The sequence below is a fragment of the Actinacidiphila sp. bgisy145 genome (assembly GCF_057708125.1).
Window position 1 is genome coordinate 1 of the sequence record NZ_JBYIRL010000052.1, and the last position, 21,211, is coordinate 21,211.

At 75.1% G+C, this 21,211-nt stretch carries 21 protein-coding genes; 18 read left to right on the forward strand and 3 right to left on the reverse strand.

Annotated elements, in window-relative coordinates:
- The 3 genes from AC3ERT_RS32425 to AC3ERT_RS32435 all read left to right on the forward strand — a co-directional run.
- Nucleotides 1-952 (forward strand): elongation factor 1-alpha C-terminal domain-related protein (locus AC3ERT_RS32425; RefSeq protein ID WP_435178423.1); only part of this gene is annotated, 952 nt, incomplete at its 5' end.
- Nucleotides 953-1,004: 52 nt separating this feature from the next.
- Entirely contained in the window at nt 1,005-2,210 is a 1,206-nt protein-coding gene (locus AC3ERT_RS32430; protein ID WP_435178425.1) for a ParB/RepB/Spo0J family partition protein, read from the forward strand.
- 50 nt (nt 2,211-2,260) lie between these two features.
- A complete protein-coding gene (locus AC3ERT_RS32435) occupies nt 2,261-2,677 on the forward strand; it encodes a pyridoxamine 5'-phosphate oxidase family protein (protein ID WP_435178427.1) in 417 nt (138 codons plus the stop codon).
- 49 nt (nt 2,678-2,726) lie between these two features.
- Here the strand turns inward: AC3ERT_RS32435 and AC3ERT_RS32440 are convergent, their stop codons facing one another.
- Nucleotides 2,727-3,188, reverse strand: a complete 462-nt coding sequence (locus tag AC3ERT_RS32440) for a nuclear transport factor 2 family protein (RefSeq protein WP_335983967.1) — start codon at nt 3,186-3,188, stop codon at nt 2,727-2,729.
- A gap of 175 nt (nt 3,189-3,363) precedes the next feature.
- On the opposite strand from AC3ERT_RS32440, the gene AC3ERT_RS32445 reads away from it, so the two are divergent.
- The 11 genes from AC3ERT_RS32445 to AC3ERT_RS32495 all read left to right on the forward strand — a co-directional run bounded on the left by AC3ERT_RS32445 (nt 3,364) and on the right by AC3ERT_RS32495 (nt 15,078).
- A complete protein-coding gene (locus AC3ERT_RS32445; protein WP_435178429.1) occupies nt 3,364-4,848 on the forward strand; it encodes an FAD-dependent monooxygenase in 1,485 nt (494 codons plus the stop codon).
- Between the two features lie 100 nt (nt 4,849-4,948).
- Complete coding sequence (locus tag AC3ERT_RS32450) at nt 4,949-5,644, forward strand: antibiotic biosynthesis monooxygenase family protein (RefSeq protein WP_435178431.1); 696 nt, start codon at nt 4,949-4,951, stop codon at nt 5,642-5,644.
- Nucleotides 5,645-5,835: 191 nt separating this feature from the next.
- The gene (locus tag AC3ERT_RS32455) at nt 5,836-6,165 is read left to right on the forward strand and encodes a TcmI family type II polyketide cyclase (protein ID WP_335983963.1); all 330 of its coding nucleotides are present in this window, start codon (nt 5,836-5,838) and stop codon (nt 6,163-6,165) included.
- The gene (locus AC3ERT_RS32460) at nt 6,162-7,433 is read left to right on the forward strand and encodes a beta-ketoacyl-[acyl-carrier-protein] synthase family protein (protein WP_435131735.1); all 1,272 of its coding nucleotides are present in this window, start codon (nt 6,162-6,164) and stop codon (nt 7,431-7,433) included. The genes AC3ERT_RS32455 and AC3ERT_RS32460 overlap by 4 nt, the downstream gene beginning before the upstream one ends.
- Nucleotides 7,430-8,641 carry a ketosynthase chain-length factor gene (locus AC3ERT_RS32465; RefSeq protein WP_335983960.1) on the forward strand — a complete coding sequence of 404 codons (1,212 nt, stop codon included), beginning with the start codon at nt 7,430-7,432 and terminating at the stop codon, nt 8,639-8,641. The genes AC3ERT_RS32460 and AC3ERT_RS32465 overlap by 4 nt, the downstream gene beginning before the upstream one ends.
- Before the next feature lie 50 nt (nt 8,642-8,691).
- Entirely contained in the window at nt 8,692-8,961 is a 270-nt protein-coding gene (locus tag AC3ERT_RS32470; RefSeq protein WP_335983958.1) for an acyl carrier protein, read from the forward strand.
- Nucleotides 8,962-8,974: 13 nt separating this feature from the next.
- Complete coding sequence (gene fabG, locus AC3ERT_RS32475; RefSeq protein ID WP_435178434.1) at nt 8,975-9,760, forward strand: 3-oxoacyl-ACP reductase FabG; 786 nt, start codon at nt 8,975-8,977, stop codon at nt 9,758-9,760.
- Nucleotides 9,761-9,805: 45 nt separating this feature from the next.
- Entirely contained in the window at nt 9,806-10,750 is a 945-nt protein-coding gene (locus tag AC3ERT_RS32480) for an aromatase/cyclase (protein WP_335983954.1), read from the forward strand.
- A gap of 1 nt (nt 10,751) precedes the next feature.
- On the forward strand, nt 10,752-12,308 hold the full coding sequence (locus tag AC3ERT_RS32485) for an FAD-dependent monooxygenase (protein WP_435178436.1): 1,557 nt from the start codon (nt 10,752-10,754) through the stop codon (nt 12,306-12,308).
- Nucleotides 12,309-12,628: 320 nt separating this feature from the next.
- Nucleotides 12,629-14,209: an FAD-dependent monooxygenase gene (locus AC3ERT_RS32490; RefSeq protein ID WP_435178438.1), complete on the forward strand. Its 1,581-nt coding sequence runs from the start codon at nt 12,629-12,631 to the stop codon at nt 14,207-14,209.
- Nucleotides 14,209-15,078 carry an alpha/beta hydrolase gene (locus tag AC3ERT_RS32495; RefSeq protein WP_435178440.1) on the forward strand — a complete coding sequence of 290 codons (870 nt, stop codon included), beginning with the start codon at nt 14,209-14,211 and terminating at the stop codon, nt 15,076-15,078. The genes AC3ERT_RS32490 and AC3ERT_RS32495 overlap by 1 nt, the downstream gene beginning before the upstream one ends.
- Nucleotides 15,079-15,166: 88 nt before the next feature.
- On the opposite strand, the gene AC3ERT_RS32500 is transcribed toward AC3ERT_RS32495, so the two are convergent.
- Nucleotides 15,167-16,036, reverse strand: coding sequence for a sigma-70 family RNA polymerase sigma factor (locus tag AC3ERT_RS32500; protein WP_335983947.1), 870 nt, complete (start codon nt 16,034-16,036; stop codon nt 15,167-15,169).
- Between the two features lie 220 nt (nt 16,037-16,256).
- Here AC3ERT_RS32500 and AC3ERT_RS32505 point away from each other — a divergent pair, with 220 nt between their 5' ends.
- Nucleotides 16,257-16,709 carry a carboxymuconolactone decarboxylase family protein gene (locus AC3ERT_RS32505; protein ID WP_335983945.1) on the forward strand — a complete coding sequence of 151 codons (453 nt, stop codon included), beginning with the start codon at nt 16,257-16,259 and terminating at the stop codon, nt 16,707-16,709.
- 68 nt (nt 16,710-16,777) lie between these two features.
- Here the strand turns inward: AC3ERT_RS32505 and AC3ERT_RS32510 are convergent, their stop codons facing one another.
- Nucleotides 16,778-17,242 carry a VOC family protein gene (locus AC3ERT_RS32510; RefSeq protein ID WP_435178442.1) on the reverse strand — a complete coding sequence of 155 codons (465 nt, stop codon included), beginning with the start codon at nt 17,240-17,242 and terminating at the stop codon, nt 16,778-16,780.
- Between the two features lie 250 nt (nt 17,243-17,492).
- Here AC3ERT_RS32510 and AC3ERT_RS32515 point away from each other — a divergent pair, with 250 nt between their 5' ends.
- The 3 genes from AC3ERT_RS32515 to AC3ERT_RS32525 are packed head-to-tail and all read left to right on the forward strand — an operon-like array spanning nt 17,493 to nt 21,210.
- A complete protein-coding gene (locus AC3ERT_RS32515) occupies nt 17,493-17,819 on the forward strand; it encodes a 4Fe-4S dicluster domain-containing protein (RefSeq protein ID WP_435178444.1) in 327 nt (108 codons plus the stop codon).
- Complete coding sequence (locus AC3ERT_RS32520) at nt 17,816-19,813, forward strand: hypothetical protein (protein WP_435178446.1); 1,998 nt, start codon at nt 17,816-17,818, stop codon at nt 19,811-19,813. Before AC3ERT_RS32515 ends, AC3ERT_RS32520 begins: the two co-directional genes overlap by 4 nt.
- Nucleotides 19,810-21,210, forward strand: a complete 1,401-nt coding sequence (locus tag AC3ERT_RS32525) for an amidase (protein ID WP_435131722.1) — start codon at nt 19,810-19,812, stop codon at nt 21,208-21,210. The genes AC3ERT_RS32520 and AC3ERT_RS32525 overlap by 4 nt, the downstream gene beginning before the upstream one ends.
- Nucleotide 21,211 lies beyond the last annotated feature (1 nt).

Consider the following 21,211-nt stretch of genomic DNA (forward strand, 5'->3'; position numbering starts at 1 on the left):
GGTCGACGCCCGCAACGGCGTCGTCGAACAGACCCGCCGCCACGCCGCCGTCGCCGCACTGCTGCGCGTGCCGCACGTCGTCCTCGCCGTCAACAAGATGGACCTCGTCGACCACGCCGAACCCGTGTTCGCCGCCATCGCCGAGGAGTTCACCGCCTACGCCGACTCCCTCGGCATCCCGGACGTCACCGCCATCCCGATCTCCGCCCTCGCCGGGGACAACGTGGTCGAGCCGTCGGCGAACATGGACTGGTACGGCGGACCGACCGTCCTGGAGCACCTGGAGACCGTGCAGGTCGGCCACGACCCGGCGCCCGGCCCGGCCCGGCTGCCGGTGCAGTACGTGATCCGGCCGCAGACCGCCGAGCACCCCGACTACCGCGGCTACGCCGGGCAGATCGCCTCGGGAGCGTTCGCGGTCGGCGAGGAGGTCACGGTGCTGCCCTCCGGCCGCACCTCCCGTATCCGCGGCATCGACCTGCTGGGCACCCCCGTGGACACCGCGCGCGCACCCCAGTCGGTGACGCTGCTGCTCACCGACGACGTGGACGTCTCCCGCGGCGACCTGATCGCGCCGACCGCCCACGCCCCCGCCACCACCCAGGACATCACCGCCACCGCCTGCCACGTCGCCGACCGGCCGCTCACCGTCGGCCGGCGGGTGCTGCTCAAGCACGGCACCCGCATCGTCAAGGCGGTCGTCCGGGACATCCCCTCCCGGCTCCGCCTCGACGACCTCGCGCCGCACCCCGCCCCCGGCCGCCTGGCCGCCAACGACATCGGCCAGGTCGTGCTGCACACCGCCGAACCCCTGCCGCTCGACTCCTACGCCGCCTCGCGCCACACCGGCTCCTTCATCCTGCTCGACCCCCACGACGGCACCACCCTCACCGCATGCATGACCGGCCCCACGCAGGTGGCGGGCCGTCAACCGGCTCTCGACCGCCGCTAGAGACGCCGCTGGCACGCTCGTCGGGGACTGCGACAGAAGGGGGCCGGTGCGGATGGCTGACAACGGCGGGCGGGCTACGGCGATCGCGGGCGGCCGCGCACCGGCGGGGGCGGGACACGGCGCCGTACCGGCCGCGGGCCCGAAAGGCGCCGGCTCCGGCGGCCCGGACCTGCCGGCCGTCGAGAACCTGCCGGCGCAGCGGCTGCCGGTACGGGCCCTGTCGCCCGAACTGCGGCTGCGCCAGGGCGGGGTGGACCCCGCGCACGTCCAACTCCTCGCCGACGCCGCCGACCACGCGGAGCTGCCGCCGATCCTGGTGCGCAGGAACGGCTGGGGCGTCATCGACGGCCTGCACCGGCTGGAGGCCGCCAAGCTCCGCGGCGACCGCAGCATCTCCGCGTGCTTCGTGGAGTGCACCGACGCCGAGGCGCTGGTCCTGGCGATGCGCGCGAACAGCGCGCACGGGCTGCCGCTGTCGCGCGCGGACCGGATGGCCGGTGCCGCGCGCGTGCTCGCCGCCCACCCCGACTGGTCCGACCGCGCCATCGCCCGGCTCACCGGGCTGAGCGGCAAGACCGTCGCGGCGCTGCGCGGCCGGACGGCCGGCGCCGCGCCGCCCGGCGGCAAGCGGCTCGGCCGGGACGGGCGGCTGCGCTCGGTGGTGGCCGGGGAGGGCCGGCGAAGGGCCGCGGCCTACCTGCGGGACCATCCGGACGCCACGCTGCGGGAGGTCGCCCGGGAGACGGACGTGTCCGTCGGCACCGTCCACGACGTCAGGACCCGGCTGCGCGGCGGGGCACCGCCCGAGCCCGACGGGGGCCGGGCGCCCGCCGGCCCGCCGGATTCCGCGTCGGCCGCGCCCTACGCGGACCGCGCCCCGCACCCGGCGGACCCGGCGGAGGCGGCGGAGGCGGCGGACCCTGCGGAAGCACCGGACCGCGCCGCCGTACCGCTCGTACGCGCCCTGCCCGACCCGGACGTGTCCCGGGAGCGCTGCCGGGAGCCCGCCGGCATCCCGCTGGGCTGGGCGGCGGTGTCCGCCAAGGTGGCCAGCGACCCGTGCGTGCGCTACACCGAGGGCGGCAAGGAGTTCCTCCAGTGGATGGCCTTCCACGCGTCCGACCCGGACCGGTGGCAGGAGCTGATCGGCGCGGTGCCGCCGCACTGGCTCGGGGTGATCGCGCCGATCGCCGAGAGCATCAGCAAGGAGTGGAGCCAGTTCGCCGAGCGGCTCAGGAGCCGGCAGGAAGCGGTGTGAGGAGCGCGGCGCGGCCGGGCTCCGGCAAACCGGAAGGGGAATCCCACACGATGACGCTCCCCCCGCGGCGCGGCCGCGCGACGGCGGTGACGTCCGCGGTCGACGCGTTCCTCGCACAGCCGCACACGGCCGTGCTGACCACGCTGAGACCGGACGGCTCGCCCCACCTGGCACCGGTGCGGTTCACCTGGGACCCCCGGGCCCGGCTCGCCCGCGTCCTGACGGTGCGCACCACCCGCAAGGTCAGGAACGTGCTGGCCGCGCCCGGCGCCCGGGTCGGGCTCTGCCAGGTGGACGGCTTCCGCTGGGTCACCCTGGAGGGCAGCGCCCAGGTGCTCGACGCCCCGGAGCGCGTCGCCGAGGGGGTGCGCCGCTACGCGGAGCGCTACTGGTCGGCGCCGCCCGCCCCGCCGGGCCGGGTGGTCGTCGAGATCGCGGTGGACCGGGTGCTGAGCCTCAACTGCTGAGCTCCGCCCGGCAGGTGGGAAACGTCCCGCCTGCCGGGCGGCGCCGGTCTCAGCGAGCGGGCGGGACCGGGCTGCCCTGCCGCCAGACCAGGTCGAACGACAGGCGGGTGAGCTTCCAGCCGGCCGGGGTGCGGCGCGCCCGGCCGGCCACCGACGTGCCGGTGACGAACAGCGCGGCGTGCTCGTCGCCGGGGTGGTGAACGTGGGTGGAGACCAGCGCGGCGCGCAGCGTCGCCTGCGCGCCGGAACAGTCCACCACCGCCGGTGAATTCAGGTGCTGGGTGCGGGCGAATTTCTCCAGCGCGTGGCGGTGCCATTCCGCGAGCCCCACTATTCCCTCGTAGGTGCTCATCGGAAAGGAGACGACGGCGTCGGCGGTGAACAGTCCGTGCGCCCACGGGTCGTCGAGTTCTCCGCTGTCGAGCGCCACCAGGTAGCGGTCGAGCAGCGCGCCCACCGCGGCGGCGTCGGCGGTTTCCGGTGCGAATTTCTCCACGTGAGTCGAGGTCATGCCTGAGGATGGTCCGCCGCGACCGGTCCGACCAAGTGTGCCTGCGAAGATCTGACATTGGCGGCGCAATTCTGTAGTGGCGTGCAGAAGACCTGTCCTGAACTCCCTTTACCGCCCGATGCGGCGCTCCCCATACTCATGGGGACATCAACCAGAAGAGGGCGGATGGGCGACGATGGACAATTATGACGCGGACGTGATCGTCGTGGGCGCCGGTCCTACCGGACTGATGCTCGCCGGTGAACTCGGGCTGCACGGAATTTCCGTGGCCGTGCTCGACCGGCTCGCCGAACCGATGCGGCAGTCACGTGCGCTCGGCTTCTCCGCGCGCACCATCGAGGAGTTCGGGCAGCGCGGGCTGCTGGCCCGGCTCGGCGGGGTGGACGTCATCCCGGTCGGCCACTTCGGCGGTGTCCCGCTCGACTACCGGGTGCTGCCCGGCGGCTCCTACGGTGCGCGCGGCATCCCGCAGTCCCGCACCGAGGCCGTGCTCGCGGGCTGGGCGGCCGAACAGGGCGCGGTCACGCACCGCTCCGTGGAGGTCACCGGCCTGGAGCAGGACGCGGACGGCGTCACCGTGCACACCTCGGGCGGCGGCGCCTTCGACGGCGGGCGGCTGCGCGCACGGTACGTGGTGGGCTGCGACGGCGCCCGCAGCACCGTACGCCGCTGCGCCGGGATCGACTTCCCCGGCACGGAGCCGACGGTGGAGCTGCGCTTCGCCGACATCTCCGGGGTGCCGCTGCGGCCCCGGTTCTCCGGCGAGCGCGTCCCCGGCGGCATGGTCATGGTGCTGCCGCTCGGCCCGGACCGCTGCCGGATCATCTACTACGACCGCGACGAGCCGCTGCGCGCGAGCCGCGAGCCGATCACGTTCGCGGAGGTCGCCGCCGCCTTCCTGAAACTGTCGGGCGAGGACATCGGCGCGGCCGAGCCGTCGTGGGTCAGCTCGACCACCGACATCAGCCGGCAGGCCGCGCAGTACCGGCGCGGCCGGGTGTTCGTGGCGGGCGACGCCGCGCACGTCCACCTGCCGATCGGCGCCCAGGGCATGAGCGCGGGCGTCCAGGACGCGGTGAACCTCGGCTGGAAGCTGGCGCTCGTCCTGGCCGGGCAGGCCCCGGACGGGCTGCTCGACACGTATCACGCCGAGCGGCACCCGGTCGGCGCCCGCATCCTGACCAACACCCTGGCCCAGCGCACCCTTTACCTCGGCGGCGAGGAGATCACCCCGCTGACCGACGTCTTCGCCGAACTCAGCCGGTTCGAGTCGGTGCAGCGCAGCCTCGTCGGCATGGTCACCGGCCTCGACATCCGGCACGACGTCGGGCCGGGCGGCCACCCGCTGCTCGGCCGGCGGCTCCCGGACGGCGAGCTGACCGGCGAACCGGGCGGCGGCGGGCCGCGGACGAGCGTGCACGAACTGCTGCACACCGGCCGGGGCGTGCTGCTCGACCTCGGCGGCGACGGCACCCTGCCGACCGCGGCCAAGCCGTGGGCGGACCGCGTCGACACCGTACGGGCCGAGGGCGCCGCGCACCTGCCCGACGTCGAGGCCCTGCTGCTGCGGCCGGACGGCTACGTCGCGTGGGTCGCGCCCGACCAGGACGGCAGCGCGCTGCCCGAGGCCCTGGAGCGCTGGTTCGGCCCCGGCGCCTGAGCCGGCCGGCCCTGCCCACGCCTCCCCACGCCTCCCCACGCCCGCCCGCACCTTCCCGTTCTTCGACTGTTCCTCCCTTCTCCCAGGAAGTGACCACGCCATGCCCCGAATCTCCCCTGCCGACGACTACCTGACCGTGCTGAACCTCTTCTCCACCGACGAGCCGGCGAAGCAGGACACGCTGCTCCAGGAGATGAGCAAGATCGTCAACGCCGCGGCCTACGAGGGCTGGATCTCCTCCACGGTGCACGCCGGGCAGGAGAGCCCCGGCACCGCCAACTTCATCCAGTGGCGCAGCGGCGAGGACCTGGAGAAGCGGTACGCGGGCGAGGAGTTCAAGCACCGCACGATGCCGGTCTTCCAGGAGATCACCACCTCGATCCGGCTGCTCCAGTGCCGGATCGTCTACACCCACCGGCACCCGGCGCAGGGCGCGACCACCGAGATCTCGCCCGACCGCGACGACTACACCGTGATCGAGATCTTCAAGGTCGCCGAGGGCGACCACGAGGACCTGGTCACCGAGTTGGGCGAGGGCCGCGCCTGGCTGGCCGACGTGCCCGGCTACCGCTCGCACAGCGTCTTCAAGGGGCTGCGGGCCCGCTTCCTGGACGGTCCCTTCGCCGTCGTCTACTCGCAGTGGGACGGCAAGGACGCCTACGACGCTTTCCGCGCGGCGCCTGAGGCGGAGAAGTCCGAGGCCCGGCTGAAGTCCGAGGCGCGCGTGGCGGCGCTGACGACCGAGAGCGACTGGAACGGCTACCGCGTGGTGCAGACGCGCGCGGCCGGCGAGTAGCACCGGCGCTTCCCGGCGCCGCTCCCCCGGCGCCGCTCCCCCGCCGGGACCGGGCCGCACCCGTCCGGTCCCGGCGGCGGCCCGCCCCGCGCACCCCGCGCACCCCACCCGCACCCCCGCGCACCCCGTGAACGCCCAGAAACGCCCAGAAACGCCCAGAAACGTCCCGTGCCGACCGCAAGGAGCCAGGTATGCACAGCACGCTGATCGTGGCCCGGATGGCCATCGAGTCCAGCCGCGATGTCGCGCGGCTGTTCGGCGAGTTCGACGAGACCGACATGCCCCACCGGATGGGGACCCGGCGCAGGCAGCTCTTCGCCTACCGCGGGCTGTACTTCCACCTCCAGGACTTCGCGTCGGACGACGGCGGCCCGCGGATCGAGGCGGCCAAGGACGACCCGCGGTTCGTCGGGATCAGCGCGGACCTGAAGCCCTTCATCGGCGCCTACGACCCGGCGACCTGGCGCTCCCCCGCCGACGCCATGGCCACGCGCTTCTACCACTGGCAGGCCGGCGCATGACGGGGCGTCGGGTCGTCATCACCGGGCTGGAGGTGCTCGCCCCGGGCGGCCTGGGCCGGGCGGACTTCTGGGCGCTGATCAGCGAGGGGCGCACCGCCACCCGCGGCATCACCTTCTTCGACCCGTCGCCGTTCCGCTCCCGGGTGGCGGCCGAGGCCGACTTCGACGGGCTGGCGTACGGGCTCAGCCCGCAGGAGGTGCGGCGGATGGACCGCGCCGCGCAGTTCGCCGTGGTCACCGCGCGCGGCGCGGTCGCCGACAGCGGCGCCGAGCCGGCGGCGCTGGCGCCGCACCGGGTCGGGGTGGTCGTCGGCAGCGCGGTGGGCGCGACCATGGGGCTCGACGAGGAGTACCGCGTGGTCAGCGACGGCGGCCGGCTGGACCTGGTCGACCACCGCTACGCCGTGCCGCACCTGTACGACTACCTGGCGCCGAGTTCCTTCGCCGCCGAGGTGGCGTGGGCGGTGGGCGCCGAGGGGCCGGCGACGGTGGTCTCCACCGGGTGCACCTCGGGTATCGACGCCGTGGGCTACGGCGTGGAGCTGGTGCGCGAGGGCGCCGTGGACGTCATGGTGGCCGGGGCCGCGGACGCCCCGATCTCGCCGATCACGATGGCGTGCTTCGACGCGATCAAGGCGACCACCCCGCGGCACGACGACCCGGAGCACGCCTCGCGCCCCTTCGACGGCACCCGCAACGGCTTCGTGCTCGGCGAGGGTTCGGCGTTCTTCGTACTGGAGGAGCTGGAGCACGCCCGGCGGCGCGGCGCGCACGTGTACGCCGAGGTCGCCGGCTACGCCACCCGCTCCAACGCCTACCACATGACCGGGTTGCGCAAGGACGGCGCGGAGATGGCCGAGGCGATCCGGGTCGCGCTGGAGGAGGCGAGGACCGCGCCGGAGGACATCGACTACGTCAACGCGCACGGCTCCGGCACCCGGCAGAACGACCGGCACGAGACCGCCGCGTTCAAGAAGAGCCTGGGCGCGCACGCGTACCGCACGCCGATCAGCTCGATCAAGTCGATGGTGGGCCACTCGCTGGGCGCCATCGGCTCCATCGAGATCGCCGCGTGCGCGCTGGCGATGGAGCACGACGTGGTGCCGCCCACCGCCAACCTGCACACCCCCGACCCGGAGTGCGACCTGGACTATGTGCCGCTGACGGCACGCGAGCAGCCGGTCGGCTCGGTGCTGACGGTGGGCAGCGGCTTCGGCGGGTTCCAGAGCGCCATGGTGCTCACCGGCGCGCGAAGGAGCACCGTATGACGTCGGTCGTGGTCACCGGGATGGGCGTCGCCGCCCCGAACGGGCTGGGCGCCGCGGACTACTGGGCGGCCACCCGCGGCGGGAAGAGCGGCATCGGCCGCATCACGCGGTTCGACCCGTCGGGCTACCCGGCGCAGCTGGCCGGGGAGATACCGGGCTTCGAGGCCGCCGACCACCTGCCGGGCCGGCTGCTGCCGCAGACCGACCGGGTCACCCGGCTGTCGCTGGCGGCGGCGGACTGGGCGCTGGCGGACGCCGGGGTGGACCCGGCGTCGTTCGACCCGCTGGACATGGGGGTGGTGACCGCCAGCCACGCGGGCGGCTTCGAGTTCGGCCAGGGCGAGCTGCGCAAACTGTGGTCGCGGGGCAGCCAGTTCGTCTCGGCCTACCAGTCGTTCGCCTGGTTCTACGCGGTCAACAGCGGCCAGATCTCCATCCGGCACGGGATGAAGGGGCCCAGCGGGGTCGTGGTGAGCGACCAGGCCGGCGGCCTGGACGCGCTGGCGCAGGCCAGACGGCTGGTGCGCAAGGGCACGCCGCTGGTGGTGAGCGGCGCGGTGGACGCGTCGCTGTGCCCGTGGGGCTGGGTGGCGCAGCTGGCCGGCGGGCGGCTGGCCACCAGTGACGAACCCACCCGCGCGTACACGCCGTTCGACCGCGACGCGCACGGCTATGTGCCGGGCGAGGGCGGGGCGATCCTGGTCCTGGAGTCCGCCGCGGCGGCCGCGGCGCGCGGCGCGCGGGTGTACGGCGAGATCGCCGGGTATGGCACGACGTTCGACCCGCCGCCCGGCAGCGGCCGGGGCCCCACCCTGCGCACCGCGATCGGTGTCGCGCTTCAGGACGCGGGCACCGCGCCGGGCGAGGTGGACGTGGTCTTCGCCGACGGCGCGGGTGTGCCGGAGCTGGACCGCGCCGAGGCCGAGGCGATCAGCGCGGTCTTCGGGTCCGGCGCGGTCCCGGTGACCGTGCCCAAGACGATGACCGGCCGGCTGTACTCCGGCGCCGGGCCGCTGGACGTCGCCTGCGCGCTGCTGGCCATCCGCGCCGGGGTCATCCCGCCCACCGTCCATGTGGACCCCTGCCCGCAGTACGACCTGGACCTGGTGCTGCACCAGCCGCGGGCCGCGCGGCTGCGCACCGCACTGGTGGTGGCCCGCGGCCACGGCGGCTTCAACTCCGCCGTGGTGGTGCGCGCCGCGGCCTGAGCGGCCGGGCCGCCGGCCCTGCCACCCCGAGACGAAGGAGACATATCGACATGACGGACCGCCAGTTCACCTTCGAGGACCTCAAGCACATCCTCCTGAAGGCCGCCGGCGCCGAGGAGGGCCTCGACCTGGACGAGGACATCCTCGACACCACCTTCGAGGAGCTGGGCTACGAGTCGCTGGCGCTGCTGGAGACGGGCGGCTGCATCGAGCGCGAGTACGGCATCGCGCTCGACGACGAGATCCTCACCGACGCCCTGACCCCCCGCGAGCTGATCAGCACCGTCAACGAGCTGCTGGCCGCCGGCCGCGCCGCCTGAGAGGACCCACGCCATGGCACAGTCCACTTCCCGTGTCGCGCTCGTCTCGGGTGCCACCAGCGGCATCGGCCTGGCGACCGCCCGGCTGCTGGCCGCGCAGGGGCACCGGGTGTTCCTCGGCGCGCGTACCGGCTCCGACGTCGAGACGACCGTCAAGTCCCTGCGCGCCGACGGCTGGGAGGCCGCCGGCCAGGTGCTCGACGTCCGCGACGGCGCCTCGGTCGCCGCCTTCGTACAGGCCGCGGTCGACACCTACGGCCGGATCGACGTGCTGGTCAACAACGCCGGCCGGTCCGGCGGCGGGGTCACCGCGGAGATCGCCGACGACCTGTGGCACGACGTCATCGACACCAACCTCACCAGCGTCTTCCGGATGAGCCGCGAGGTGCTGACCACCGGCGGCATGCGGGAGCGCGGCCACGGCCGCATCATCAACGTCGCCTCCACCGCGGGCAAGCAGGGCGTCGTGCTGGGCGCCCCGTACTCCGCCTCCAAGCACGGCGTCGTCGGCTTCACCAAGGCGCTCGGCAACGAGCTGGCGCCCACCGGCATCACCGTCAACGCGGTCTGCCCGGGATACGTGGAGACGCCCATGGCGCAGCGGGTCCGGCAGGGGTACGCCGCCGCCTACGCCACCAGCGAGGAGGCGATCCTGGCGAAGTTCCAGGCGAAGATCCCGCTCGGCCGCTACAGCACCCCCGAGGAGGTCGCCGGCCTCATCGGCTACCTGGCCTCCGACACCGCCGCCTCCATCACCTCGCAGGCGCTCAACGTCTGCGGCGGCCTCGGCAACTTCTGACCACCGTCCGGACAGCGGACGAGGACCGGACAAGGAGCAGTGCCCGTGACGACACGCGAGGTCGAGCACGAGACCACCATCGCCGCGCCCGCGGCCACCGTCTACCGGCTGCTGGCGGACGTGCGCCACTGGCCGCAGATCTTCCCGCCCACCATCCACGTCGAGCAGGAGGACACCGGCCACGGCACCGAGCGCATCCGCATCTGGGCCACCGCGAACGGCGAGGCCAAGAACTGGACGTCGCGCCGCACCCTGGACCCCGACGCGCTGCGCATCACCTTCCGGCAGGAGGTCAGCACCCCGCCGGTGGCCGCGATGGGCGGCACCTGGATCGTCGAGCCGCTGGACGGGGCCGCCGCGCGGGTCCGGCTGCTGCACGACTACCGGGCGGTCGGCGACGACCCGGAGTCGCTGCGGTGGATCGACCGGGCGGTGGACACCAACAGCACCTCGGAGCTGGCCGCGCTGAAGGAGAACGTCGAGCGGGTGCACGCCGCCGAGGCACAGGACCTGGTCTTCTCCTTCACCGACACCGTCGAGGTCGAGGGCGCCGCCAAGGACGTCTTCGACTTCGTCAACGACGCCGCCCGGTGGCCCGAGCGGCTGCCGCACGTGGCCACCGTCCGCTTCGGCGAGCCCTCCCCGGGGTTGCAGACCCTGGAGATGGACACCCGCGCCAAGGACGGCTCGGTGCACACCACCAAGTCCTACCGGGTGGCGTTCGCACCGGACCGGATCGCGTACAAGCAGGTCACGCTGCCCGCGCTGATGACGCTGCACACCGGCCTGTGGACGTTCACCGACACCGGCCGGGGCACCACCGAGGCCGGCTCGCAGCACACGGTGTCGATCAACACCGCCAACATCGCCGCGATCCTGGGCGCGCAGGCCACCGTCGCGGACGCCCGGGCCTACGTGCACGACGCGCTGAGCACCAACAGCCGCGCCACGCTGGGCCACGCCAAGGACTACGCGGAACGGAAGAGCTGAGATGGCCGCCCCGCGCACGACGCGGACCGAGGTCATCGTGGTGGGCGCCGGGCCGGCCGGCCTGATGCTCTCCGCCGAACTGGCCCTGCGCGGCGTGCGGGTGGCCGTCGTCGAGCAGCGCCACCGGCCCAGCACCGAGTCGCGGGCCTCGACGCTGCACGCCCGCACCATGGAGATCCTCGACAGCCGCGGCCTGCTGCCGGACCTCGGCACCCCGCCGAACGAGCCGCGCGGCCACTTCGGTGGGGTGCCGCTGGACCTGACGCTGCCCTCGCCGTATCCGGGCCAGTGGAAGGTGCCGCAGACCAGGACCGAGTCGGTGCTGGAGGAGTGGGCGCTGTCGCTGGGCGCCGACATCCGCTGCGGGCACCGGCTGCGGCTGATCGACCTGGCCCAGGACCCGGACGCGGTCGAGGTGGAGGCCGTCGGGCGCGACGGGCGGCCGGTGCGGCTGCGCGGCAGCCACCTGGTCGCCTGCGACGGGCAGGACTCCACCGTGCGGCAGCTGACCGGGGCGGACTTCCCCGGCCACGGCGCCGCCCGCGAACTGCTGCGCGCCGACGTCGACGGCCTCGACATCCCCGACCGGCGCTTCCAGCGGCTGCCGCGCGGCCTGGCCATCGCCGCCCGCCGGGCCGACGGCGTGACCCGGGTGATGGTGCACGAGTTCGGCAGCGCGGCCCGCACCCGCACCGGCCCGGTGCGGTACGAGGAGGTCGCCGCGGCCTGGCAGCGGGTCACCGGCGAGGACATCGGGGGCGGCAAGCCGCTGTGGGTCAACCACTTCGACGACGAGAGCAGGCTGCTGGCCCAGTACCGGCACGGCCGGGTGCTGTACGCGGGCGACGCCGCGCACCGGCAGATGCCCACCGGCGGACAGGCCCTCAACCTCGGCCTCCAGGACGCCTTCAACCTCGGCTGGAAACTCGCCGCCACCGTCCGCGGCGAGGCGCCCGCGGGGCTGCTCGACACCTACCACCTGGAACGCCACGCCGTCGGCGCCGCCGTGCTCGGCAACATCCGTGCTCAGGTGGCGCTGCTGCTGGGTGGGGCGGAGGTGGAGCCGGTGCGCGCGGTGCTGGCCGAACTGCTCGCCGAGGAGCCGGCGCGCGCCCGGCTCGCCGGGATGGTCAGCGGCCTCGACATCCGCTACGCCACTTGCGGCGGCGGCCATCCGCTGGTCGGCGCGCGGCTGCCGTACGCCCGGCTGCGGGTCGGCGGCGCCGTGTGCACCACCTTCGAACTGCTCAGGTCCGGGCGGGGACTGCTGCTCGGCCTGGGGGCGCCGCCGCCGGCCGCCGGGGCGCGCTGGGACGACCGGGTCGACCTCGTCACGGCCGAGCCGGCGCGGGACGAGCAGGGCACCTGGGACGGGGTCGCGGCCGTGGCGGTGCGCCCGGACGGCCACGTCGTGTGGGTCGGCGGCGCACAGGACGGCGACGGCAACGGGGACGGCGACGGCTTGGACGCCGCGCTCGGCCGCTGGTTCGGCGCGCCCCGCCGCCCGCACGTGCGCCCCCGTGCGGGCGCGGCCGTCAGGGCCGTGTCCGACACCTAGCGTCGTCCCGCCCAAAGGGCGGGGGCCGACGGGGCCCGGTGCTCCCCCCATGGCCTCCGGCTTGGGAGGTCCCCCCGATCGCAAGGCGGAGGGTGGGGGTCCCTCCCAGGCGAGGCTCTGGGGAACAGAGCGCAGCGGGCCGTACCGACGGCCAGCAACGCCGGCGGCACCTTTCGCCGGAGGCAGGGGGAGAGCGTGCCTGCCGGCCCCCGCCGGCCGGGGGCGCTCCCATGCCCCTGGCCATGGGGGCGGGATGTGCCGGACCCGGCCCAGCACCGCACCGACCGGAGCGGGAACGGACGAGAAGAGGGAGGACAGCCATGGCACAGTCCGTGGTGGACACCGACGTCGTCGTGGTCGGCGCCGGACCGACAGGGCTGATGCTCGCGGGCGAACTGCGCCTGGGCGGCGCCCGCGTCATCGTCATCGACAAGCTGGCCGAGCCGTCCGGCCAGTCCCGGGGGCTGGGCTTCACCGCCCGCGCCATGGAGGTGTTCGACCAGCGCGGGCTGCTGCCGGCCTTCGGACAGGGCGAGACGCTCGCGACCAGCCCCATGGGGCACTTCGGCGGCGTGCAGTTCGACTACACCGCCCTGCCGGGCGCCCACTTCGGCGCCCGCGGCATCCCCCAGAACGAGACCGAGGCCGTTTTGGAGGCGTGGGCGCGCGCGCTCGGCGCGGACATCCGGCGCGGCTGGGAGGTCACCGGCCTGGCCGACGGCTTCCTCGACGGCGACACCGTCGAGGCGCTCGTCAGCACCCCGCAGGGCGCCGGCCGGCTGCGCGCCTCCTACCTCGTGGGCTGCGACGGGGGGCAGAGCCGGGTCCGCAAGGCGGCCGGCTTCGACTTCCCCGGGCTGCCCGCCACCCGCGCGATGTACCTGGCCGACGTCGTCGGCTGCGGGCTGCGCCCCCGGTTTTTGGGCGAACGCCTCCCGCACGGCATGGTGATGGCCGCGCCGCTGAAGGAGGGCGTCGACCGGATCATCGTCTGCCCGCACGGCACCCCGGCCCGCGAGCGTGCCGACGACGTCACCTTCGCCGAGGTCGCCGCCGCCTGGCAGCGCATCACCGGCGAGGACATCAGCGGCGGCAGCGCCGAGTGGGTCAGCTCCTTCAGCGACGCCAGCCGGCTGGCCGGGCAGTACCGGCGCGGCCGGGTGCTGCTGGCCGGGGACGCCGCGCACGTCCATCTCCCGGCCGGCGGCCAGGGGTTGAGCACGGGGGTGCAGGACGCGGCCAACCTCGGCTGGAAGCTCGCCGCCACCGTCCGCGGCACCGCGCCGGCCGGCCTGCTCGACAGCTACCACGACGAGCGGCACGCGGTCGGCGAGCGGCTGATGATGAACACCCACGCACAGGGCGTCGTCTTCCTCGGCGGCGAGCAGTCGGACTCGCTGCGCGCGCTGTTCACCGAACTGCTCGCGCACGAGGCGGTCCGGCAGCACCTGGCCGGGATCGTCAGCCACCTCGACATCCGCTACGACCTCGGCGACGCCCCCGACGATCCCGGCGGCCCGGGCGGCCCCGGCGGCATCGCGGCGGACGGCACCGGAGAGGCGCACCCGCCGCACCCGCTGCTCGGGCGCCGGCTGCCCAAGCGGCCGCTGAGCGGGGCCGGCGGCGAGAGCGACACCTTCCGCCCGCTGCGCCCGGGGCGGGGCGTGCTGTTCGACCTGGCCGACAGCGCCGTACTGCGTGCCGCCGCCGCTGCCTGGTCCGACCGCGTCGACGTGGTGACCGCCGCCGCCAAACCGGTCGAGGGCACCGCGGACCCGCTGGCCGGGCTGGCGGCGGTGCTGGTCCGCCCGGACGGGCACGTGGCGTGGACCGGCGAGGGCGCGCCCGACGGGCTGGCGGCCGCGCTCGGCCGCTGGTTCGGCGCCGGGCGCGCCGCGTAGTGGCCGCGGCCGGCCCGGTCCGGCCCGTCGTCCTGGAAGGCGCCGGGGTCACGCTGTCCGGGCTGCTGGGCGAACCGTCCGGCGCCCCCAGGGCGCTGGTCGTGGCGGTGCACGGCGGCGGCATGACCGCGGGCTACTTCGACACCCGGGTACGGCCGGGCCTGTCGCTGCTGCGGCTCGGGGCGGACCTGGGGTATGCGGTGCTCGCGGTGGACCGGCCCGGCTACGGCAGGTCGGCCGGGGCGCTCCCGGCGGGGATGGGGGTGGCCGAGCAGGCCGCGGTGCTGCGGGCGGCCGTCGCCGGATACACCCGCACCCACCCGGTGGGCGCCGGGGTGCTGCTGCTGGGCCACTCCTTCGGCGCCAAGCCGGCGCTGGCGTGGGCGGCCGGTGCCGAGGACGGCGACCGCCTGCTGGGCGTGGACGTCTCGGGCTGCGGCCTGCGGTACGCCGCGCCCGGCGGGGCGGCGGTGCCGTTCACCGGCCCGGGCGGGCGGCGGCTGAGCTGGGGGCCGCTGCGGCTCTACCCGCCGGGCGCCTTCCGGGCCTGCGCGGGCCTTCTCGCCCCGATGCCGGCCCGGGAGGCGGCCGAACTCGCCGGCTGGCCCGCGTCCTTGGCGCGGCTGGCGCCGCGGGTACGGGTACCGGTGCGCTTCACCTTCGCCGAGCACGAGCTGCTGTGGCGGCACCAGGACGCGGACCTGGCCGAACTCGCGGCGGCGTTCGGCGCGGCCGGGCGGGTGCTGGTGGACCGGCAGCCGGGCGCGGGCCACAACATCAGCCTGGGCTGGGCGGCCCGCGCCTACCACCTGCGGGCGCTGGCCTTCGCCGAGGAGTGCCTGCTCCCGGCCGCGGCACAGCGCCCGTAGGACCGCGGGGCCGTGCGCCCGTGGGACCCCGGGAGCGGCGCACCGCCCAGCCGAAGTCGACCGGTGGGCCGGTAGGCGGCGAGCGGTGTCAGTCGCCCAGCACCACGATGTCCAGCTCCTGGAGCCGGTCGGGGTCGCCCACCAGGTCGATGGCGGTGATCAGGCCGTCGGTGATGGTGAAGTCGAACGCCACGACCACCCGCTTCTTCGCCTTCCACACCGCGCCCACGCTGGTGTCGATGAGCGCCACCCGGGCGGCCTCGGCGCCGCCGGAGAAGATGCCCGCCACACCGCGGGCGCCGTGCGTCATCGGGGCGGCGCCGATCCGTACGGCGGTGTCGTCGGCGTGCATGGTGACGTCCGGCGCGAGCAGCGTCAGCAGCCGGTCGAAATCGCCGCTGCGCGCGGCGGTCAGGAAGGCGTCCACCACCTCGTGCTGGCGGCGCAGGTCGTGCATCGGGGAGGCCCCGTGCACCCGCCGCCGGGCCCGGCTGGCCAGCTGCCGGGTCGCTCCCGGGCTACGCCCGATGACCTGGGCGATGTCCGCGAACGGCACCGCGAACATGTCGTGCAGCACGAACGCGAGCCGCTCGTCGGGGTCGAGCGTGTCGAGGATCACCGACAGCGCCAGGCCGACCGAGTCGGCGAGCACCGCCTCCTGCTCGGGGTCGGCGTTCTCCTCGGTGGGCACCGGCGCGGCCGCCTCGGTGTGCTCCTCGAAGAACTCCTCGCGGCGGCTGCGGGCCCGCAGCATGTCCAGGCAGACCCGGCCGACGACCGTGGTCAGCCAGCCGTCCAGGTTCTCCACCGCGTCCGCGTCGCTGCGGTGCAGCCTGATCCACGCCTCCTGCACGGCGTCCTCAGCCTCGTCGGTGGAGCCGAGCATGCGCTGCGCCACCGCGTGCAGCCGGGGGCGCTTCTCCTCGAAGGCGCGCGCGAGCTCGTCGTTGTCGTCCATGGCCACCGTCGTTCCCCTTCGCCGTCCGCCGGTGCGTGACCGCCGCCGGGTCCATCTTCGCGCCCGGGGCCCGCACAACTGTGACGAACGGGGCCGTCCGCGTGTGACGGGCCCCGCTCCGCCGCCGGCGCGGTGTCACACTCGCCCGCCGCCGCTCGTCGTAGAAGTGGCGCACGCCGCCGAGCGTGCGCCGCTTGCGTTCCCGTAGAAAGGGATGAACATGGAAGCGCGCCTGACCAACCCCGCGGTGGTCCTCAACGCCACACAGCCCATCCAGGACCTGTACAAGGCGATCTACTCCGGCGGTGTGCCGAAGACGACCCTCGACCTGGTGCACCTGCGGGCCAGCCAGATCAACGGGTGCGGCCCGTGCGTCGACTCCGGCTCGCGCGGCGCCCGCAAGGGCGGTGAGACCGAGGAGCGACTGTTCGCGGTCGCCGCCTGGCGGGAGACGCCGTACTTCACCGAGGCCGAGCGGGCCGCGCTGGCGCTGGCCGAGCACGCGACCCGGCTGTCGGACCGCGGCGACCAGGTGCCGGACGAGATCTGGGACGCGGCCGCCGAGCACTTCGACGAGAAGGGGCTGTCCGCCCTGGTCCTGATGATCGCGCTGACCAACTTCTTCAACCGCCTGAACGTCACCACCAAGCAGGTGGCCGGCGACTGGGGCTGAGCGGCCCGGCACGACGTGGGCCCGGTCCGCCGCGGGGCGGACCGGGCCCTCGCCACGCAGGGGGGTGGTCAGCTGGTGCGCGGGCGGCGGGACGGGGCGAGGTTCAGCCGCCAGGACACCCCGAACCGGTCGGTCAGCCACGCGAACCGGGCGCTGAACTCGTAGGCGTCGGCCGGCATGATGACCTCGCCCTTCTCCGCCAGGGCGTCGTGGTAGCGGTCGAACTCCGCCGCGGTGTCGCACTGCACGTAGATCGCGGTCGCGGGCGAGAAGGCGTACGCGTCCCAGGACGCCAGTTCGTAGCCCTTCGCGCCGGGCGGCGGCATGTTGGTGCACATGAACGACTGGCCGCCGAGCGTGAACAGCGCGTGCTGGAGCACGCCCTCCGGCCAGCCGGCCTCCCCGGCGCGGGCCCGCACCACCCGGTGCACCGCGGAGTTCTCGAACAGCGAGGTGTAGAAGTCGAGGGCTTCCTCGGCGTCGTTCCTAAACGCCAGGAACATCATGAGCTTGGGCGCCGCAGTCAGGGGCATCGCGGGTGCTCCTCTTCGTCGTCGGTTCCCTGCCGGTCGGCCGGGCCGCGCGCGGCCGGGGCCGGTCGCCGCGGCGCGCCGCCACGGCGACGGTAGCCGCGCCGCGCGGTGTTCAACCGGCGCCCGCGGCGGTTGAACACGCCGGTCGAGCCCGCCACCACCGAAGCTCCGCGCGTGGTCCAGACGGCACCGCAAGCATGTGTCGACATCAGTGACGGACACCTCGAAGTGACCCGGAGGGTGAGTGCCCGTGAGCGAGAACGCACTGCCGGCGGACCGGTCCGCCCGATCCGAGCGGATCGCCGCGCGGACTCGCAGCAGCAACTGGCGGAAGCCGCCGCGCCGTATCGAGACCACCGAGTGCATCACCTGCGACAGTTGTCTGCGCGGCTGTCCGGCGGAGTTCGGCGCCATCGTGGACCGCGGCCTGGACGTGGTGATCATCCCGGAGCTGTGCTCGGGCTGCCCCGCCTGCGTGCTGGAGTGCCCGGTGGACTGCATCTACGTCGACGAGGACTGGAAGCCGTCCGACGACAGCCTGTGGAACCTCGTCGAGTTCCCCGCGGCGACCCGGTGAGCGGGTCGCCGGAGCGCGGCAGCCGCCGCGCGGCCAACGCGAGGAAGCGGATCAGCCGCCGCCCCAGCCGGCTCGGCACGCCCGCGGGCGCCGCCGCCGGCCCGGACCGGACACGCGAGGCGGCCGCGGGCTTCCCCGGGCTGCTCGGCCGGGTGTGGGAGCGGGCGCGGACGGCGGCCGGCCCGCGGGCGGCGGTGGAGGTCCTGCTCGGCCTCGACGGGCACGTGCCGCCGGACGTCCAGCTGCGGGCGCTGAGCACCTCCGACGAGGCCGCGGTCATGGCCCTGTGGGGGCTGACCTGGCGGACGCCCGACCCGGACGCCCCGGACGCCCCGACCGTCCCCGTCCCCGCCACCGCCACCGACGCGGAGACCGACACCGGCAACGGCACCGGCACCGGCACCGGCACCGGCGCTGCCGCCGACGAGCCGGTCTTCCTCGGCGAGTTGGGCCTGACCAAGGGCGGCCGGGTGGTGCTGCGCGCCCCGGCGCAGGGGCCGCTCGACCGCTCCGAACTGGTCGGCGGGGTGCTGCGGGTGCCGTGGTCGCGGCAGGCCGCCGACGCCTACCAGGACCGGCTGGACCGGGCCGCCGTCCGCACCGCCCGGACCCTGGCGGACTGCCGCGGCTGGCTGGACCGGCAGGGCGGCAAGGGCCGTGACGAACTGGTCGAGCAGGCGAGGGAGGCGGCCCTGCGCACCGCCCCGTTCGTGCTGTACCAGGACGACCGCAGGTACACCAACTTCCGCGACCAGAACACCATCACCGGCAAGACCCTGTGGCCGGGCCACCCCGACTGCGTGCTCAGCGGCCTGAAGGGCCTGCCGCTGGAGCTGTGGTCGGACAGCGACGTGCAGATGCTGATCGCGCTGACGCTGCTGATCCGCTCGGCCGGCTTCGGCCGCGTCGAGGAGGCCAACGGCACCCAGCTCGGCCTGGACCACGTCGCGGCGATGCTGGAGCGGGTCCGGGTGGCCTACGAAGCCGTCCCCGGCGGCACACCCGTCGCCGCGGCCGCCTCGCACCGGGTGGCGGACCTGGCCGCGCTCGCCGAGGCGCTGGGCGCCCGCCGCCGCCAACTGCTCGGCACCGCACGGCTCTACCGCGAGATCCACGGCCCGCTGATGCACAAGATCGAGCGCGTGGGCGCCGACACCGACGCGGTGCGCGAGCGCGACGCGCGGCTGGCCGCCCGCCTGGCCGGGCGGCTGCCGCTGGCCGGCGCGAGCCTCGGCGAGCTGGGCCTGCCCGGCGGGGCGGGCCCGCTGTGGCTGGCCGAACCGCACGGCTCCTTCGCCACCGGCCTGGAGTCGCTGCTGTACGAGACGGTGGCCGCCTGCGCCGAGGAGTTCCGTGCCGACTTCGCGATGAGCCGCGGGATGCGGTCGCTGCCCGACCTCGTGGAGCGGATGCGCGAGGAGCGCTGGGCGGAGATCTGCGACTGGGACATCACCCGCTACTTCTGCTGCGTGGTGCCGCGGGAGCAGGCCCGCGCCCACTTCGGCGGCTCGGCCGCGACGCTCGCGGACGCGGCCTGGGCGATGTCCTCGCGCATGCAGTACAACTCCTGGCACTTCGTGCCCGGCAACCTCCCCCGGGACCCGGCGGTGGTGGCCCGCGACCACTTCGTGCCGCCCACCGTTCCCGACGTCGCGTTCTTCTCCGACCAGCACCACCACGGGCACGTCACCAACAAGGTCCGCTTCTCCATCCGCTCGCCGCAGGCGGTCGAGGTGGGCGGCCGGGTCTTCAACGGCTTCATCGACCTGCGGCTGCTGCGCTGCGCGGGCGCCCCGTTCGACGAGGAGGACCTGCTGGTCGCCCACCGGGTGTCGGGCCTGCTCGCCCGCGCGACCGGACTGGCCGCCCGACTCGTCGCGAAGGGCGTGCCGTTGGCGGTGACGTCCTTCGACGCCGGGTGGCACTGGCGGACGATCGCCGGCCCGGCCGGCAGCGGCGCCGCGCTGTCCGACCCCGCGGGCGCCGTCCGATGACCGCCGCCGAGGCGTTCGGCGCCCTCAAGGACCGGCTGCGCAGGGGCGAGACCACCGTCGTGGAGCACGTCGGCTCGGTCCTGGCGGCCGCGCACGAGCGCGACACCCTGGGCGCGTTCGTCGCGGTGGCCGGGCAGGAGGCGCTACGCGCCGCCGAGGCCGCCGACCTGCGCATCGCCGAGCGCGGCGCCGACGCCTGGACGGGGGCGCCGCTGCTGGGCGTCACGGTCTCGGTGAAGGACCTGCTCCAGACCCGCGACCTGCCCACCGCCCGCGGCTCCTTCCTGGCCAACCGGCGGGAGCGCGCCGACGCCCCGGCCGTCGCGCGGCTGCGGGCGGCGGGCGCGATCGTCATCGGCAAGACGACCACCTCCGAGTACGGCTGGAGCGCGTCGACGGTCAGCCGGGTCGCGCCGCCGACCGGCAACCCGTACGACCCGGCGCGGACGGCCGGCGGCTCCAGCGGCGGCGCGGCGGCGGCGGTGGCCACCGGGCTCGGCGACGGCGCGCTCGGCACCGACGGGGCCGGCTCGGTCCGCATCCCCGCGGCGTTCTGCGGCGTGGTCGGCTACAAGCCGTCGTACGGGCTGATCCCCTACGTGCCCGGCTGCGCGGACCGGCTGTCCCACCAGGGCACGCTGGCCCGCGGGGTGGCCGAGGCCGCCGCGCTGGCCGCCGCGGCCGGCGGCCCGCACCCCGGCGACCCCGACTCCGGGCTCGGCTCGATCGAGGCGCCCCCGCGGGGCGCCGCCCGGCGCGTCGGCTGGATCGAGTGGGACGGCACCAGCGACGAGGTCCGCCGGGTCGCGGAGCGGGCCCGGTCCGCGCTGGCCGAACTGGGCTACCTCGTCGAGCCGGTGGAGGTGCGGTGCACCGACCTGTACCCGGCCCTGGTCGACATCCTGGCCGCCGCCGAGGCGGCCGGCACGGCGGCGCGGGACGAGGAGCTGTGCGACCCGGGCCGGCTGGAGGTGGTCCGCTACGGGCGGCGCCTGACCGGCGCGGCGGTGCTGCGCGCCGAGGAGGTGCGGCAGCGCACCCGGGTCCGGCTGCGCGCGGTCATGGCCCGCCACGAGCTGCTGGCCATGGCCACGGTGCCCGTCGAGCCGTTCGAGGCGGGCGCCATCGCGCCGACGTGGGCCGCCGACCCCCGTGACCTGCTGTGGCTGGCGTGGTCGCCGGCCACCTACCCGTTCAACCTGACCGGTCAGCCCGCCCTCACCCTGCCGGCCGGGCTGACCCGCGCCGGGCTGCCGGTCGGTGTCCAGCTCGTCGGCGCCTTCGGGGCCGACGAGCCGGTGATCGAGGCGGCCCGCCGGCTGGAGTCGGCCCTCGGACAGCTCCCCCCGCCCCGCGCGCCGCACGAACTGGTGGCCGCCACCGAAAGGACCCTGTGAA

Bases quoted from the DNA above. Each gene is read 5' to 3' on its own strand.
- AC3ERT_RS32430 (WP_435178425.1), top strand. From the start codon at position 1,005: ATGGCTGACAACGGCGGGCGGGCTACGGCGATCGCGGGCGGCCGCGCA.
- AC3ERT_RS32435 (WP_435178427.1), top strand. From the start codon at position 2,261: ATGACGCTCCCCCCGCGGCGCGGCCGCGCGACGGCGGTGACGTCCGCG.
- AC3ERT_RS32440 (WP_335983967.1), bottom strand. From the start codon at position 3,188: ATGACCTCGACTCACGTGGAGAAATTCGCACCGGAAACCGCCGACGCC.
- AC3ERT_RS32445 (WP_435178429.1), top strand. From the start codon at position 3,364: ATGGACAATTATGACGCGGACGTGATCGTCGTGGGCGCCGGTCCTACC.
- AC3ERT_RS32450 (WP_435178431.1), top strand. From the start codon at position 4,949: ATGCCCCGAATCTCCCCTGCCGACGACTACCTGACCGTGCTGAACCTC.
- AC3ERT_RS32455 (WP_335983963.1), top strand. From the start codon at position 5,836: ATGCACAGCACGCTGATCGTGGCCCGGATGGCCATCGAGTCCAGCCGC.
- AC3ERT_RS32460 (WP_435131735.1), top strand. From the start codon at position 6,162: ATGACGGGGCGTCGGGTCGTCATCACCGGGCTGGAGGTGCTCGCCCCG.
- AC3ERT_RS32465 (WP_335983960.1), top strand. From the start codon at position 7,430: ATGACGTCGGTCGTGGTCACCGGGATGGGCGTCGCCGCCCCGAACGGG.
- AC3ERT_RS32470 (WP_335983958.1), top strand. From the start codon at position 8,692: ATGACGGACCGCCAGTTCACCTTCGAGGACCTCAAGCACATCCTCCTG.
- fabG (WP_435178434.1), top strand. From the start codon at position 8,975: ATGGCACAGTCCACTTCCCGTGTCGCGCTCGTCTCGGGTGCCACCAGC.
- AC3ERT_RS32485 (WP_435178436.1), top strand. From the start codon at position 10,752: ATGGCCGCCCCGCGCACGACGCGGACCGAGGTCATCGTGGTGGGCGCC.
- AC3ERT_RS32490 (WP_435178438.1), top strand. From the start codon at position 12,629: ATGGCACAGTCCGTGGTGGACACCGACGTCGTCGTGGTCGGCGCCGGA.
- AC3ERT_RS32500 (WP_335983947.1), bottom strand. From the start codon at position 16,036: ATGGACGACAACGACGAGCTCGCGCGCGCCTTCGAGGAGAAGCGCCCC.
- AC3ERT_RS32505 (WP_335983945.1), top strand. From the start codon at position 16,257: ATGGAAGCGCGCCTGACCAACCCCGCGGTGGTCCTCAACGCCACACAG.
- AC3ERT_RS32510 (WP_435178442.1), bottom strand. From the start codon at position 17,242: ATGCCCCTGACTGCGGCGCCCAAGCTCATGATGTTCCTGGCGTTTAGG.
- AC3ERT_RS32525 (WP_435131722.1), top strand. From the start codon at position 19,810: ATGACCGCCGCCGAGGCGTTCGGCGCCCTCAAGGACCGGCTGCGCAGG.